Annotated in this window: 13 protein-coding genes; 4 read left to right on the top strand and 9 right to left on the bottom strand. The window is 65.1% G+C overall.

All coding sequences use genetic code 11. The annotated features are described in order from the left end of the window. The first annotated feature begins 509 nt into the window (after positions 1-509). Together H8A92_RS26120 and H8A92_RS26125 are read left to right on the top strand one after the other, a co-directional pair. Positions 510-1,166: a FecR family protein gene (locus tag H8A92_RS26120; protein ID WP_229198422.1), complete on the top strand. Its 657-nt coding sequence runs from the start codon at positions 510-512 to the stop codon at positions 1,164-1,166. Between the two features lie 74 nt (positions 1,167-1,240). Next, positions 1,241-2,107, top strand: a complete 867-nt coding sequence (locus H8A92_RS26125; protein WP_229198423.1) for a tetratricopeptide repeat protein — start codon at positions 1,241-1,243, stop codon at positions 2,105-2,107. A gap of 71 nt (positions 2,108-2,178) precedes the next feature. On the opposite strand, the gene H8A92_RS26130 is transcribed toward H8A92_RS26125, so the two are convergent. From H8A92_RS26130 to H8A92_RS26145, 4 genes are read right to left on the bottom strand one after another with little or no spacing between them, the layout of a single operon-like run. Continuing rightward, positions 2,179-3,045, bottom strand: a complete 867-nt coding sequence (locus tag H8A92_RS26130) for an efflux RND transporter periplasmic adaptor subunit (protein ID WP_229198424.1) — start codon at positions 3,043-3,045, stop codon at positions 2,179-2,181. After that, positions 3,042-3,248 carry a DUF1656 domain-containing protein gene (locus H8A92_RS26135; RefSeq protein ID WP_229198425.1) on the bottom strand — a complete coding sequence of 69 codons (207 nt, stop codon included), beginning with the start codon at positions 3,246-3,248 and terminating at the stop codon, positions 3,042-3,044. The genes H8A92_RS26130 and H8A92_RS26135 overlap by 4 nt, the downstream gene beginning before the upstream one ends. Next, positions 3,245-5,296: an FUSC family protein gene (locus tag H8A92_RS26140; RefSeq protein ID WP_229198426.1), complete on the bottom strand. Its 2,052-nt coding sequence runs from the start codon at positions 5,294-5,296 to the stop codon at positions 3,245-3,247. The genes H8A92_RS26135 and H8A92_RS26140 overlap by 4 nt, the downstream gene beginning before the upstream one ends. A gap of 2 nt (positions 5,297-5,298) precedes the next feature. Next, positions 5,299-5,802, bottom strand: coding sequence for a MarR family winged helix-turn-helix transcriptional regulator (locus tag H8A92_RS26145; RefSeq protein WP_229198427.1), 504 nt, complete (start codon positions 5,800-5,802; stop codon positions 5,299-5,301). A gap of 89 nt (positions 5,803-5,891) precedes the next feature. Between H8A92_RS26145 and H8A92_RS26150 the strand changes: the two genes are divergently transcribed. Further along, positions 5,892-7,133 (top strand): MFS transporter, encoded by a 1,242-nt coding sequence (locus H8A92_RS26150; protein WP_229198428.1) that lies wholly within the window; start codon positions 5,892-5,894, stop codon positions 7,131-7,133. A gap of 57 nt (positions 7,134-7,190) precedes the next feature. On the opposite strand, the gene H8A92_RS26155 is transcribed toward H8A92_RS26150, so the two are convergent. Then, positions 7,191-7,748: an HNH endonuclease gene (locus H8A92_RS26155; RefSeq protein ID WP_139486795.1), complete on the bottom strand. Its 558-nt coding sequence runs from the start codon at positions 7,746-7,748 to the stop codon at positions 7,191-7,193. 190 nt (positions 7,749-7,938) lie between these two features. On the opposite strand from H8A92_RS26155, the gene H8A92_RS26160 reads away from it, so the two are divergent. Beyond that, positions 7,939-9,699 (top strand): chloride channel protein, encoded by a 1,761-nt coding sequence (locus H8A92_RS26160; protein WP_229198429.1) that lies wholly within the window; start codon positions 7,939-7,941, stop codon positions 9,697-9,699. 185 nt (positions 9,700-9,884) lie between these two features. Here the strand turns inward: H8A92_RS26160 and H8A92_RS26165 are convergent, their stop codons facing one another. From H8A92_RS26165 to H8A92_RS26180, 4 genes are all read right to left on the bottom strand, one after another. Further along, positions 9,885-10,862: a peptidyl-alpha-hydroxyglycine alpha-amidating lyase family protein gene (locus H8A92_RS26165; protein WP_229198430.1), complete on the bottom strand. Its 978-nt coding sequence runs from the start codon at positions 10,860-10,862 to the stop codon at positions 9,885-9,887. A 138-nt stretch (positions 10,863-11,000) separates the two neighbouring features. Beyond that, on the bottom strand, positions 11,001-12,788 hold the full coding sequence (locus tag H8A92_RS26170) for a flavin-containing monooxygenase (protein WP_229198431.1): 1,788 nt from the start codon (positions 12,786-12,788) through the stop codon (positions 11,001-11,003). 110 nt (positions 12,789-12,898) lie between these two features. Then, entirely contained in the window at positions 12,899-13,984 is a 1,086-nt protein-coding gene (locus tag H8A92_RS26175; protein ID WP_229198432.1) for a DUF2855 family protein, read from the bottom strand. Between the two features lie 103 nt (positions 13,985-14,087). Then, entirely contained in the window at positions 14,088-15,605 is a 1,518-nt protein-coding gene (locus H8A92_RS26180) for an acyl-CoA synthetase (RefSeq protein WP_229198447.1), read from the bottom strand. Positions 15,606-15,616: the final 11 nt, after the last annotated feature.

The following is a 15,616-nucleotide window of genomic DNA, read 5'->3' on the forward strand; positions in this document are numbered from 1 at the left end:
CGGAGCCGATCGCCGTCTGAACAATCCCAACCACTCGGGGCAGCCGGCCGAACACGGCCGAGCTCGCGTCCCCGAACGCTACGCCGGACGCGACTAACATTGGCTTTTCGCCTGCTGAGCAGCTCAGGCGGAAGGTGGCGCCGCAGTTTTTTTGGTCTGGCTTGCCGTCGCCACGAGGTGAATAATCCCCGCACCGGCCGCCATAGGCTTGCCCGCCGAAACGTCCTGATTGAAACTAAATTCGGTAGTGAAAATCGAATTGCAGTCCTGCGGGGAGCGATCGGGGAAATGTCAGAATGACTGTCCCATTAACGCGAGTGCACCCCCACGAAATTAATAGTATAATTACGGAGTAAATTGTCCACATATTAATTATTATTCGAACTACAGCAGGCCTTTAGGTCTGTTTGCAGCAGCTCGTTCAGCACTCAAGGTCCTGCGGTCTCGGCCCGGCGGTCCGGATCACCGTCGAGCCGCGACACGACAAGATCTTCTCAAAGGAGGGGATCGTGCGCATCCGTTTCATTGTTCAATTGCTCGCATGCATCATTTTCACGCTCGTAACACTGACGTCTGCTCCGGTGCTGGCGCAAACCGAGCCGGCCCAACCTGCGGTTCAAAATTCGCCGGCGAAGCTCATCGGGAAAGTCGTGACGGCCACCGGTTTGGTCACGATCGAGCATGCGAGTGAAGTCGTCGTTCAGGCCGCGCTGTCGGATCAGCGGCCCCGGGCGAAGGTCGGCGACCTCGTCTATCAGGGCGATGTCGTGCAGACCGGAGCCGATGGACGGGTCGGGATCAATTTCACCGACGGCACCTCGTTCAACCTGTCGAGCAATGCCAAGATGGCGATGACCGAGTTCGTCTACGACCCGAACGGCAAGTCGAATTCGACCCTGTTCAAATTGGCCAATGGAACGTTCACCTTTGTTGCCGGCAATATCGCGAAGACCGGTGACATGCAGATCGACACGCCCGCCGCAACGATGGGTATCCGCGGCACGACGCCACGCATCGAAATATCGGATGATGGAACGGTGAGGTTCGCGACATTGGTGGAAGAGGGCAAGAGCAAGCTTCTCAGAAAGCCCGCGACACGGGCCGCGCGGCAACCCGAGCAAGACACCTCCCACAGGTTCAATCCGAACGTCTGTCGCGGGTGCTAGGCGAACAAGGCGTTGATCTTGAGCGGCTACTCACGGAAATCGACGACGGCGGGTCGTCAAGACCGGAGCCCGACATGAGGCCTCGTGCAGCTACCGGTGCGAGTGGCGGCCTGGCGGCGCTTTTCATTCTGCTGTGGCTCGCATCGCCGGCGGGCGCGCAGAACCCGAAGCAACGGAACAATTACCTGCGGAACATCGAGCTGTGCAGCGGCCTCGACCACGCGCAGGCCGACGCGCGCATCGGTGCGTGCACGGCGCTGATCGATGCGGAGCAGGACATGACGCCGGCTGGCCTCGCGATCGCCTACAACAACCGTGGCAATGCCTATGCCGCCAAGGCGGACTACGACCGCGCCATCCGGGATTTTGATCGATCGATCGAGCTCAATCCAACCTACACCAAGCCGTTCAACAACCGTGGCGTGGCCTATTTCAGGAAACGCGACTACGACCGCGCGACCGATGCTTTCGATCAGGCCATCAAGCTCAACCCGAACTACGGCGAAGCCTTCGCCAACCGTGCCCGGGCCTATCTGAAGAAACATCAATATGACCGCGCGGCGCAGGATTACGATCAGGCCATTCGCCTCGAGCCGAAGCTCGACGGCGTGTGGAACGGACGCTGCTGGAGCCGGGCCATCCTCGGCGAGTTGCAGGCGGCGCTGGAGGATTGCAACAAGGCGCTACAATCGGGGTCGGCCGACGCCGCGACTTACGACTCCCGTGGCCTGATCTATCTGAAGACCGGCGAGCTGCGCGCGGCCGTCGACGACTATAGTTCCGCGCTTCGCATCGATCCGAAGCTGGCCAGCGCGCTCTATGGACGCGGGCTGGCGAAGCTGAAACAGGGCGACAAGGCCGGCGGCAATGTCGACATCTCGGCGGCCAAGGCTATTCAAGACGGCATCGGCGACGATTTCAAACGGTACGGCGTGCCGTAGACGCACTTGCTGACGGAGGCCGCAGCAAGGGCGCCGGCTTGAGGCCGTAGCCGCCTGTGCGATGCGGCCGGCTAGTTCATGATCTCGACCGTTGCCGAACGGCCGGCGACCAGCGCGATCCGATCCGGCAGGCGATCGAGCGCGATGCGTACCGGGACGCGTTGCGCGAGCCGGACCCAGCTGAAGGTCGGATTGACGTTCGCGAGCAGGTTCGCGCCTTGCCCGCGGTCGCGATCCTCGATGCCGGCTGCAATGCTCTCGACATGTCCGGTGAGCCGGACCGGCTCGCCCATCAGACGGACCTCTGCCTTGTCGCCGACGCGAATGCGCGCGAGCTTGGTCTCCTCGAAATAGCCTTCCACATGCAGCGTATCGCTGTCGACCAGAGCCATCACGCCCTTGCCCGCGGTGACATAGGCGCCGGGCCGCAGCTCCATGTTTGTGATGGTGCCGTTCACCGATGCGTGTACCTCGCTGCGATCCAGGTTGAGCTGCGCGACGGCACGATCGGCGACCGCCTGGTCGTAGGCGGCCTTGGCCTGCAACTGCGTGGCCAGAACCTGCTCCTGCTTCTGCTGCGACACCGCATCGGTGGTCAGCGCGCTGTAGCGTCTGAGGTCCGAGTCAGCCTGGTCCAGCGTCGCGCGATGACCGGCGACCGCCGCATCGGCCTGTTGCAACGCCAGGGCAAAGCGCGCGCGGTCGATCCGGAACAGGATATCGCCACGATGCACTTGCTGATTGTCCTTGACCAGCACGTCGGTCACGAAGCCGGATACATCGGGAGCAACCTGAACCACGTCGGCGCGGACCCTGCCGTCGCGGGTCCAGGGCGATTCCATATAATAGACCCAGAGCCCGTGAGCGACGGCGAGCGCGGCGACGAGCGCGATCGCGGTCAGCGCGACCCGGCCGAGCCAGGCGAAATTCCCCTTCATGGCAGAAACTCCGAAAGATAAACGACGACGCCCAAGAGGCATACGTACAGTGCGAAATTGAACAGCGCGCGATGCCAGACCAGCCGGTAGAGCCCGAAGCGCTGCATGATCCGGCTGATCCCGGCACTCAGCGCGTAGGCAACGATGAGCCAGAGCAGCAGCGCCGGAATCAGCACGCCGTAGATGTCGATCTCATACCTCATGCAGCAAAGCTCTCCTCGGGCTGCGATCGATACGCGGGTGCATCCGGAAACAGGCCGCGGCGGATACCGACGAGGCCGAGCAACGCATGGTCCCGCGCACGCGCATTGGGATCCTTGACGACGGCGGTCAGCGCCGCATCGATGCATGTCAGCAGTTCGGTCGGCATTGCCTCGTCCGCATGGGCGCGAAACGCCGCCGCGAGGTCGTCCAGCATGTCGTCGATGGCACGCACGGTCGATGCGGCGAGGCCGTAACGGGCTCGCCTGAGGTCGATGATGTTGAGCCCGATGCGCAGCTGCACCAGGCTGTCGGCATCGCGGCGGTCGCTCTCGGAGATGAAGGCGATACGCTGGACCAATAGTCCGAGCCGATGCAGCATCAGGCCGGCAAACTGCGCGCGATCGCCGCGGCCGCGCCGCTCGGCCGCGTCCGCGAGCGTCTGCCAGCTCGACGACATCAGCCGCTTGGCGATCCATTCGGCGCCGACGCCGCGCGCGACCCGCGTCACGATCTCGGCGATGACGATACCGAGGAAGAAGGCGACGGAGCTGTTGGCAAAACTGGCAAAATCCGCGCTGTAGGTCGATTGCAGCGCGAGCAGCGTCGCAGTGTTGACGGCGAGAGCCGAGCCGATCGGCGCGGTTTTCGGCCGTGCGATCAGGAGGCCGTATGTGAGAAAGGTTGGCGCCAGCGCGGCGATCAGGACCTCGACGTGTGAGATGCCCGGCACCAGCGCGAACTGATAGATCGCGACGACGACGATGGCGACCAGCGAAAACAGGCCGAAGGCCCGGATGCTGCGCGCCGGCTCATCCTGCGCCGCGAAGAAGCAGCAGGCGACCGCCGCCATCATCGGCGCCGACGCGCCATCGGGCCAGCCGGTCGCAATCCACAGAGCGCAGCAGATCAGGATTGCCACCGCTGCGCCTGCGGCCGACCACAGCGCCATGCCGTGGTCGCGATGACGGACCGGCGCGGCCCCCGACTCCGGGTGGAACGCCAGCGGCACGGTGGAGATATTCTGGCCCGCGGCGATCGCATCGCCCACTGCCCGGCAGTCGGCCGAGATGTCGACGAGCTCACGTAGCCGGAGCAGCAGGCTGATCGTGATGATGCGCTCGCGCGGCGCGACGCCGTCGAGCGCGGTTTGCCGCTCGGCGATCGCGGCGCGGATCTGCTCGCCGGATTGCCGCTGGCGATCATCGTCGACGATCCATGCCGCGAGATCGTCGATCAGCCGCCGGAGCTCCGGCTGCCTTTGCAGGGCCGCCTCGCCGAGTGCGGCAAGCCGGTCTTCGATCGACGTGATGATCGGCAACAGCATCAGCATGCGCAGCCGGACTTCTCCGAGGCCACGCACGGTGCCGGCGTCGGCCAACCTGTCATAGGCGAGATGGGTCGCCAGCGTATCGATCTCGACGATGTCGGTCGCAAGGCGGAGGCGTTGGGCCCGGCGCGTCTCGCTGGTCCCGCGATCCAGCAGCACGTCGCGGGACAGGCGTCGTGCATCCGACAGCCAGCTTCTGACGCGGCCGCCGACCGCCGGCGCGACGCTGCGCGGAAACACCACGGTCGAGACCAGGCTCGCACAGATGATACCGAGCGAGATCTCCTCGACCCGCGCCAGCGCGACGTCGAAGATGCTACCCGGCGCGGCCACCGACGGAAAGCCGATCAGCGCGACGGTATATCCGCCCAGCATGAAGACATAGCTGCGCGGCGTGCCGTCGAGCAGCGACAAATAAAGGCAGAGCCCGACCCAGAGCGCGATCGCGAGGCACAAGAGCTCCGGCGCATTGATTAGGTTCGGCACCATCGCGACCGTCATGGTCGCGCCGACCAGGGTGCCGATCACGCGGAAGAACGCCTTCGAGCTGGTCGCGCCGGCCAGCGGCTGTGACGTGATGTAGACCGTCGCCATCGCCCAATAAGGGCGCGGCAGATCGATCGCCAATGCGATGACGAGCGCCAGCATCGACGCGGCGAACGTCTTCAACGCGAAGATGAGGTCCGCGTGGCGGACCAGGAACGGCTCTTCCGCGCGCATGACTATTTCGTCTCTTGAGCCGTCCTGGCCGGAGCGGTCCTGGCTGCAGTAGTGTTGGCGTCCTGCAGGCGGCGCGCCCGCTGCTCGATGCGTTGCAGCGTCTCGAAGGTTATCGCAAGTTCCTCGCTGCCGATATCCTTCAGCAGGCTGGCCCGCACCCGGCGCAGTACCCGGTTGGTCTCCTCGACCTTGGCTTCGCCGGCGGCGGTGAGATGCAGCGTCTTGGCGCGCCGATCGGTCGGGTCCTCGCGACGCTCGACCAGGCCTTCGGACTCGAGCAGATCGATCAGCCGCACCAGTGAAGCCCCCTCGATGCCCAGTTCGTCGGCCAGCACGCCCTGGCGGACGTTTTCCCCCTGCCGCGACAGCACCAGCAGCGGAATTGCCGTCGCGTAGGACAGGCCGTGATCCGACAGCGCCTGATCCGACTCGCGACGCCAGATCCGGGCGAGCCAGGTGATCAGGCGGCCGATCTCGGCGTGGATAAGGGATTGCGAAGGAGGCATGCAAATTAGATAGGATGCGAACTATTAGGATGCAACTATATTGCCTGGAATAGTCCGGTGATCACGCAAAAGCGATCGAGCAAGCGGCAATGGGTACGAGCTCCACGGCAGGAATGGGCGAAGAATTTCGCGGCGAGGGCAGCCTTGCGCTGTTCCCGACCTTCATCGTCGTGGCCGTGGACGCCACGGGATTAGGCATCATCCTGCCGTTGCTGCCCTTCTACTCGCAGCGGCTTGGCGCGACGCCATTCGTGATCGGCGCGCTGATCTCAGTCTATGCAGTCTGTCAGCTGATCGCCGGTCCGATTGTCGGCGTGCTCTCCGATCGCTACGGCCGCCGCAACGTGCTGGTCGTGAGTCAGATTGGCACCTGCATCGGCTTCGTCCTGCTCGCCATTGCGGGCAATCTGACGCTTGTGTTCCTGGCCCGGATCATCGACGGGCTGACATCCGGCAACATCTCGGTGGCTCACGCCTATGCGGCCGAGCACAGTGCGCCGCGGGCCCGCAAGCAGGCGCTTGGCATGACCAGCGGTGCGATCGGGACCGGCCTGCTGGTCGGCCCTGCACTCTCGGGCCTCCTTGTCCATTACGGCGACAGCGTACCGGTATGGGCTGCCGCGGCATTGTCACTGATCAGCATTGTTGCCACCATCGTTCTGCTGTCGCCGGACCATCCGGCCGCCGAGCCGCTCTACCAGCAGCGGGTGCCCGAGCCGACGCCGGCGCGCATGATCGTCGGGCTACGCTATGCGTGGCGCGTGCTCGTCCTGCTCATCGTGTTCTTCTTCGTGAATTCGATGTTCCTGTCGCAGATCGGCCTGTTCCTGTCGGCGCGGTTCAGCTGGGATGGACATTCCTTCGGCGCACGCGAGCTCGGCGCCGTATTCGCCTATGCCGGCTTCATCAACATGGTCGTGCAATGCCTCCTGATCACGCGTGCGAACATTTTCGCGTCTGACCGGGTCATTGTCCTGGCCGCGTTTGCCTGCATGGCGATCGGGCTTTCGGGATTGGCATTCGCAGAGCGGATCAGCCTGCTTGTGGCCCTCCTGACGCTGATCATCGTCGGCATGATGTTCGCACGCAGCACGTTGACCGCCGAATTGTCGCGCAGCACGGCGATCAACCGGCAAGGCATGATCATGGGCCTCAACCAATCGCTGATGTCGGGCGCCAACATCTGCGCGCCGCTGCTGAGCGGTGCACTGATCGGTCACCAGTTGTATGTCAGCTGGACGCTTGCGATGGCGGCGATTGCAACATTCGGCGTGGTCCTGGCCGGACAGCTCCTCCCGCCGGGACAGCCGGCGCCGAGTGCCCAGCCTTGAGGCCGACTGCGCTTCCAGAACGATCCCGCCGGCACGGATCCTCTGCGCTGCCGCGCCCTACGGATCGAGCTCAGTATCCCAGTAGAGATAATCGAGCCAGCTCTCATGCAGATAGTTCGGCGGGAACAGCCGGCCGTTGCGGTGGAGCTGGTGCACGGTGGGTGCATAGGGCGTCTGCTTCGGAAACATCTTGGCCTGCTGCGGCGTCAGATTGCCCTTGCGCAGATTGCACGGCGAGCAGGCGGCGACGACGTTCTCCCAGGTGGTCTGGCCACCCTTGCTGCGCGGAATGATGTGATCGAAGGTGAGGTCGTCGGCCGACAGGCAGTATTGGCAGCTGAATCGGTCGCGCAGGAAAACGTTGAACCGGGTGAAGGCGGGGTGGGTGGTCGGCTTGACGAAGGACTTGAGGGATACGACGCTCGGTAACTGGATTTCGAAGGACGGACTTCGGACCGCCCGGTCGTAATATTCCACGATGTTGACACGATCGAGGAACACCGCCTTGATCGCGTCCTGCCAGGACCAGAGCGACAGCGGGTAATAACTCAGCGGCCGGAAGTCCGCATTCAGCACCAGCACCGGCCAACCGCCTTGTGAGACATGTGCGTTCAAATAACGCTCCTGACTCCCATTAGCTGCGAAGCAGCATGCACTCACATACTACAGGCAGCGTGACGGGATTGTGAAGAGCAATGAGCAGCTTATCCGCCGTCCCCTGCCATGTTCCTGCCCCGATTGCCTCCTGCCCGCGAGGCCCGTAAAGGGAGCCGCAAGCCCCTCGGCCAGTGACGGACCCCTGCCGATGACCACGACCACAAGCTATCTCGAGGCCCCGCGCCGGTTGCGCGCATTCGTCCGCGCGCACGAGACGAGTCTCGTGGTGCTGGCGGTGCTGATCGGCGCCATTGGCGGCCTCGTGGTGGCGGTCATGAGCAGCCTCGTCACGGTGCTGCATTCGGTGCTGTTCAATATCCCGCTGGGCGAACGGCTGTCGAGTCAGGTGAGCATCGATCCGGTGCGTGCGCTTCTGGTTCCCACGGTCGGCGGCCTGCTGCTGGGAATTGCGTTCCTGCTGCTGCTCCGGGTCCGCCCGGCCCGCGAGATCGACCCGATCGAGGCCAACGCGCTGTATGGCGGGCGAATGTCGTTCCGCGGCAGCGTGATCGTGGCGCTGCAGACGATCTGGTCGAGCGGCGTCGGCGGCTCGGTCGGGCTCGAGGCCGGCTACACGCAATTGTCCAGCGGAATGGCCGCCTCGCTCGGCCGCGGCTTTCACCTCCGCCGCAACGACCAGCGAATCATGGTCGGCTGCGGCGCGGCGGCGGCGATCGCCGGCGCCTTCAGCGCGCCGCTGGCGGGCGCCTTCTATGCTTTCGAACTTGTGATCGGCGGCTACACACCGGCGAGCCTGACCCCGGTCGGCGTGGCGGCGGTGACCGGATACTTCGTCGCCCATGCCTTCGAGCCGCTACCGCTCGGTGTCGGCGTCGGAACCGTCGGCGACGTGCTCGGGCGGGATCTTGCGATTGCCGCGCTGCTCGGCATGGTCGCGGCACTGACCGGCATTGCGATCATGCGCGGGGTGACGCTGTGCGAGGCGCTGCTCACCAAGACCCGGCTCTGGCAACCGCTGCGGCCGGCGCTCGGCGGGCTTGCGGTCGGCGCGATGGCGCTGCTGACGCCGCAGGTGATGTCGTCGGGCCACGGCGCGTTGCGTTTCGCCGGCATCGTGGCGATGCCGCTCACCTTCATCGCCGGCGTGTTCGCATTGAAGGCGATCGCCTCGATCGTTTCGCTCGGCTCCGGCTTTCGCGGCGGATTGTTCTTCGCCACGCTGTTCATGGGCGCGCTCGGCGGCCGGCTGTTCGCGGCCGGCGTCGACATCGTGTGGCCGGGGCTCAACCTCGATCCCAATGCCTATGCGGTGATCGGCATGAGCGCGCTGTCGGCCTCGGTGATCGGCGGTCCGCTGACGATGTCGTTCATTGCGCTGGAATCCACCGGCAACCTCTGGCTCACCACCGCGGTGCTGGTCGCGGTCATCATCTCGACCACGATCACGCGCGAGCTGTTCGGCTATTCGTTCGCGACCTGGCGGCTGCATCTGCGCGGCGAGACCATCCGCAGCGCCGCCGATATCGGCTGGATCCGCGATCTCACCGTCGGCAAAATGATGCGCCAGGACATGATCACGGTCGCGGCGGCGATGCCGATCGAGGCGTTCCGCGAGGAATTCCCGCCCGGCTCGAAGACCCAGATCGTCGCGGTCGACGGCGAGGGACGTTATGCCGGGCTCGCGCTGGTCGCGGAGGCGCACGCGCCCGATCTCGAGGCCGGCAAGGGTCTTGCCGCCATCCTGCGCTATGCCGACGTGGTGCTGCATCCCGGCATGAACGTGCAGGAGGCGATCGCGGTGTTCGACGCGGCCGAAGCGGAATCGCTCGCCGTGATCGAGGGCGACGGCGACCGGCGGCCCATCGGCCTGCTCACCGAAGCCCACGCGATGCGGCGCTATGCGGAAGAATCCGAGCAGCGCCGCCGCGAGGTGATCGGCGAGGTTTGATTTTCGCGGGTCGATCTGTTGGCTGTCGCACACTATCAGACCCGTCATCCTGAGGTGCGAGCTCTTGCGAGCCTCGAAGGATGAGCGGCCACCAGCCGGGCCGTCGACCCTTCGAGGGCCGCTGAAGAAGCGGCCACCTCAGGGTGACGGTGATACGCTAGGCGCTCTGCTTCAATCCAGCGCGGCTACCCCGTCACCCGTTCCAGCTTTTGCAGGCACCGCGTCACGCGCACCGCGGCGGGCATTTCGGTGTCCGGAAAGCTGGTCTTCCAGTCGGTGACGCCGACCTCGCCGACATAGATGTCGCCGCGCGAATCCAGCGCCAGGCCGTGCGGCGCCAGGAATTTGCCGGTCTCGACGCCCGGGCCGTGCTCGCCGCCGAGCCGGGCGATGCGCTTGCCGGTGTGATCCACGATCGACAGCCGCGGGCCGAGATTGGGCACCCTGCGGTTGACCGCCATGCCGGGGCCGAGCTCGCCGATCACGAAGTTCGGCTGCTTGCCGCCACCGCAGCAGCACAGCGCGCAGGGCCGGTGCAGGTTGTTCCACTGTGTCTCGTATCTGCCGTTGCCGTCGAACACCTGGACACGGTGGTTCTCGCGGTCGGCGACGTAGACGAAGCCGTCGGCATCGGTCGCGATGTTGTGCACGATGTTGAACTGGCCGGGATCGGTGCCGGGCTCGCCCCAGGTCTTGATCAGCTTTCCATCCGGCGTGTACTTGTGGACACAGGCATTGCCGTAGCCGTCCGAGACGTAGATCTCGCCCTTCGGCGACAGCGCGGTATGGGTGCAGCGGTGGAACGGCTCGCCGCTCATGAACGGCGCCGGCCTGTTCGGGATGCCGATCGTCAGCAGCACCTTGCCGTCGGTGGAGCATTTGCGCACGGTGTGGTCGCCGTCATCGGTGCAATAGAGATTGTCGTCGGCGTCGATGTACAGGCCATGCGCGCGCGAGAACACGTCTTCGCCCCAGCTCCGGATGAAATTTCCCTCGCGGTCGAGCACCACCATCGGATGGTCGCCGCGGTTGAAGACATAGACGCGGTCCTTGCTGTCGACCGCGACGGAGGCGACATCCGTCAGGCTCCAGCCGTCGGGCAGTTTCGCGAAGTTCTCGATGACACGATAACGGTGCTCGCCGGCACCGAGGATGGTTGGCATTGTACGTCCTCTCTTCTCGTGATTCCCCGGTGCGCAATTGCGCACCTGAGGATGCGCAAAGCGCAGGCCCGGAATCCATTCATCCGCTGAGTTTGTGGCTCGATGGATTCCGGGTCGCGCTCCGGAATGACGGGTTGGTTAGGTCAACTTCGCTACCGGCCCGACATCGCGCGGCAACAGGCTTTCCTCGATCGCCTTGATCTGCAGCGCGAGATAGCGCGAGTTGATGCGGCATTGCGCGAGGCTGCCGGCGATGAACCACAGGCCGGGCTGCGGCGTGCGGGTGTACATGTTGCGCAGCTCCTGGCCGTCGCCGAAGCCCCAGATCGGGCCGACGCGCGCGGCCATGGCCTCGCCGAACAGCTTCTTCACCAGCTCTTCCTGCGGCCGGTAGCCGGTCGCGAGCACGATCAGATCGGCTGCAACCGTTTCGCCGCTCTTCAGCCGCGCGCCTTCGCTCACGAAGGCTTCGATGTCGGCAAACTGCTTCAGTCCGACCGCGCCGCTCGCGACGAGATCGGAGCAGCCGACGTTGAAGTAATAGCCGCCGCCGCGGGTCAGGTATTTGAACTGCCAGCCGGTGCCGCCGTCGCCGAAATCGAGCTTGAAGCCCCGGCGGGCGAGGCCGTCGAGCAACGGCTTGTCGAGCTCCTTCGACTGCTCGGTGATCAGCACGTGGCTACGCTTGGCGAGCGCCAGCGGCATCGAGGTCGCGATCAGGTCATTGTCCTCGAGCGTGCCTTCATTGTAGGCGGCATAGGCAAGCTGCGCCGACGGCTCGATATTGGTGATCAGCGTCGAGGAGCGCTGCACCAGCGTCACCTCGGCGCCGGAGGAATGCAGGTCCTGCGCGATGTCGTGGCCGCTGTTGCCGGTGCCGATCACCATCGCACGCCTGCCGGTCCAGGTCTCGCCGTCCTCGTAGTGGCTGGAATGCATAACCTTGCCGCCAAAATTCTTCAGGCCGGGGATGTCGGGCAAATTGGGGATACCGCTGACGCCGGTCGCCATCACGATATGGCGCGGCCGCATTTTGCGCGTCGTGCCGTCGGCGCGGCGCAGCTCGGCGGTCCAGCGTCCCTGTGCGTCGTCATAGCTGCCGCCGACGAATTCCGTGCCGGTCCAGAAGTTCAGCTCCATGGCGTCGACATAGGATTCGAACCAGTTGGCGAGCTTGTCCTTCGGAATGTAGGTCGGCCAGTTCGGCGGGAACGGCATGTAGGGCAAATGATTGACCTGGACCTGGTTGTGCAGGGTCAGCGCGTGGTAGCGCTTGCGCCAATTGTCGCCGACGCGCGCCTCGCGGTCGACGATCAGCGCGTCGATCTTGAGCGCTTGCAGCCGCGCGGCGATCGCAAGCCCCGCCTGTCCGCCGCCGACCACCAGCACATCAGGATCGCGGTCGGCATACTCAGTGGATGCCTTGCGCAGGTCGAGCCAGTTCGGTCCACGAAAGTCGCGGGAATGGGCCTGTCCGCGCGGCCGGTTGTGGCCCTGTTGCTCCTCAAAGCCCTTCAGCTCCTCGAGTGCCGTCAGCAATGTCCAGGCTTTCAAGCGGTCGCCATCGGCTGCGTCGGCGATCAGCCGCACGATGCCATGGCCGCGGCCAATGGCCGTCTCGAATTTGAAGATCGCCTCGATCGCGTCGGTGCCGGCGCGCGTGACCCGGCGCGGCGGGGCACGATCGGCGTCGATGCGGAAGTCGTGCGGCGCGCTGCGACGCGCATGCGCCGGCAGTTCCTCGATGATGGCAAAGGCGCGGTTGACGGTCTGGATGTTCCAGCTCAACGCCAGCACGTCGCGCCAGTAGCTGTCGGGATGGAACAGCGGCTTCAGCAGCACATCGTCGGGGCCGGCCAGCGCATCCTCGAACTGCACAAGCCAATTGTCGGCGGCGACCGAAATATCGTCCGTCTTGTCGAGCATTGGGCGTTTCTCGTCATCGGCCGCTTGGTGACATTTTCTTGGCGGCGTTCCCTTGGCTGCAAGCCTATACCCATTGGCGAGGCTGCAGAAAGGGCGTGACGGGATAGCGCCTATTCGGCCAGCGACAGGATCAAGCCTTGATCCGGCGGAACGCGGCCTTGCAGGGTATCGAGATAGGCCTCGCGCACCGCGGCCGGGCCGCGCCGCTCGACGACATCTAGCCAGTTCGGCAGATGTGGTGCGAGCTCCGTCCATGCTGCGCCGAAGCGCTGGTCGATGCCACCGGGACCCCATTCCTTGGCGCGCTTGCGGATCTGGTCCGGCGCGAAGAACCACACCGGTTTGGCGCCAGGCAGCGTCGGCTCGTCCGGCTCGCTCGCGCGATGTGTGAGGCCAACCCGGCCGGAATAGACCATCTGCGCGCCGAAGTGCCGGTGCAGGCTCTCGCGCAGCGCGCTGTTGCCGGCCATGTCGACATAGGCAACCGGCTCGGCCGCCGGGATCGCGGCGATCTGGTCGTAGGTGACGACCTCGTCATAGCAACCGAGCGAGCTGACGAAATCGACATTGCCCTTGGAGGTCAGCCCGATCACCCGGATGCCCCGTTTGTGCAGGAGATGGGCGAGGCCGAACGCGGTCTTGCTCGAGGCCGACGACAGGATGACGCGGCGCGCGCCGTAGAATTCATTCTCGGCGAGGGCGTCGTCGACCAGGAACGACAGCATGAACAGCGGCAGCAGCAGCGCGCGGAAATCGCCCTGCCGGCCGGCATAGGTGGGATCGCCGGAGATGCGGGCATAGTTGTTGTAGACCGGCGAGACCTCCTGCCGGTGCGCGGCGCCATCGCGCAAGCCGCGCTTGCTGACGTCGGCCGCCTCGATCACCAGATGGGTCGCCATCGGGAAATAGCCGAATAGCGTTTCGCCGACTGCGACATTCGGGTGCTTCGAGGCCAGCACCTCGCCAAAGCCCCATACCGGGATGATGCCGTAGCCTTCGGGCGCCGGGAACAGATGCCAGTATTTCAGCTGCTCGCCGATCACGGCGTAGGTGATGTTGTTGGCGGTGAAGGCGAAGCGGGTGACCTTCACCAGCAGCGCGTCGGCCGGCAGCGCCGCGGCATCGGGCAACTGCGTCTCGATCACCTTGCACTGCTGCAGGTCGTTGCGGATGACGATGAAGTCGGTCGAGTTCATGGCGATGATCCCAGCTTCGATGCGGGCGCATCGTGGCGTCGATTGCCGGCCTTTTGCAACAGCAACTAAGTTTCAAACGCCGTTTGTTCCCCGGTCGCCCTGCTCAGCTGAGCTGACCCTCGCGGTAGAGGTCGCGCAGCTTGCGCTTGAAGATCTTGCCGGTCGCCTCGCGCGGCAGCGCGTCCATGAAGCGGATGTCGCGCGGCACCTTGAAATTGGCGAGCTTGCCGCGCAGAAAGTCCTGGATCGCTGCAGCCGACAGTGCGCTGCCGGCTTCCGGCTCGACACAGGCGAACAGCCGCTCGCCATACTCGTCGTCGGGAACGCCGAACACCGCGCAGTCGCGGACGCCTGCCATTCCGATCAGGGCATTCTCGATCTCGGCGGGATAGATGTTGACGCCGCCCGAGATCACCATGTCGCGCTTGCGGTCGCACAGGAACAGATAGCCGTCCGCGTCGAGATAGCCGACATCGCCGACGCTGATCAGGTCGTCGCGGTCGGCCTCGGCGCGCGCCTTGGCGTTGCCATGGTAATCGAAATCCGAGATCGCGGTCTGGCGCATGAAGATCTCGCCGGGCTCGCCGATGTCGCATTGCGTGCCGTCGGGACGGAATATCTTGACGATGCCGCCCTCGATGGCGCGGCCGACCGTGCCGGGCTTGGCCAGCGCTTCGGCCGACGAATGCCAGACCGGAATGCCGGTCTCGGTGGAGCCGAGATATTCGTTGATGACGGGTCCCCACCACTCGATCATCGCCCGCTTGACGTCGACCGGGCAGGGCGCCGCGCCATGCACGATGAAGCGCAGCGACGACAGGTCGTAGCGGCGGCGCGTCTCCTCGGGCAATCGCAGCAGCCGCACGAACATGGTCGGCACCATGTGCATATGCGTGACATGGTGGCGCGCGATCAGCTGCAGCAGATCCTCGGGATCGAAGCGCGGCTCCAGCACGATCGTGCAGCCGTTCCGGAAGGCGAGCATGCCGTAAGAGTGCGGCGCCGAATGGTACATCGGGCCGTTCATCAGGATCACCTGGTCCTCGTTCGGCTTGACGCCGTAGGTGAGGGCCCCGACGCGCGCGGCCGCCGCCTGCTGCTCGGGCCGCATCGGCTTGCGCTTGACGCCCTTCGGCAATCCTGTTGTGCCCGAGGTGTAGAACATCGGCGCTGCGCCGATCGGTGCGTCGGCCAGCGGTTGGTGCGTCTCTCGCCAGATGTCCCAATCGGTCATGCCGTCAGGCACGCGTGTGAGCGCGGGCGCGACGCCATAGGCCGTGGCGATCTCGGGTGGCGTGGTCACAACCAGCAGTTTGATTCCCGGCGGCAGCCCGTCGCGGATCTGCGGCAGCAGGTCGGCGTGACAGACCAGCGTGTCGGAACCGCTGTCCGTGAGGATGTAGGCGACCTCGTCGGCCTTCAGATGCCAGTTGATCGGCACCACCGGACTGCCGAGCGCGGCTGAGGCCGCGACCACCTCGAACAGCGCGAAATCGTTGCGCAGCATCATACCGACCGGCTTGCCGTCGCGTACGCCGAGCGCGCGGAAGCCGGTGGCCGCCCGCGCGATGCGGGCGTGAATGTCGCCATAGCTGATCTGTCTGTCGCCGCTGATGATCATGCTGCGCTTCT

Source organism: Bradyrhizobium acaciae (assembly GCF_020889785.1).
Lineage (GTDB): Bacteria > Pseudomonadota > Alphaproteobacteria > Rhizobiales > Xanthobacteraceae > Bradyrhizobium > Bradyrhizobium acaciae.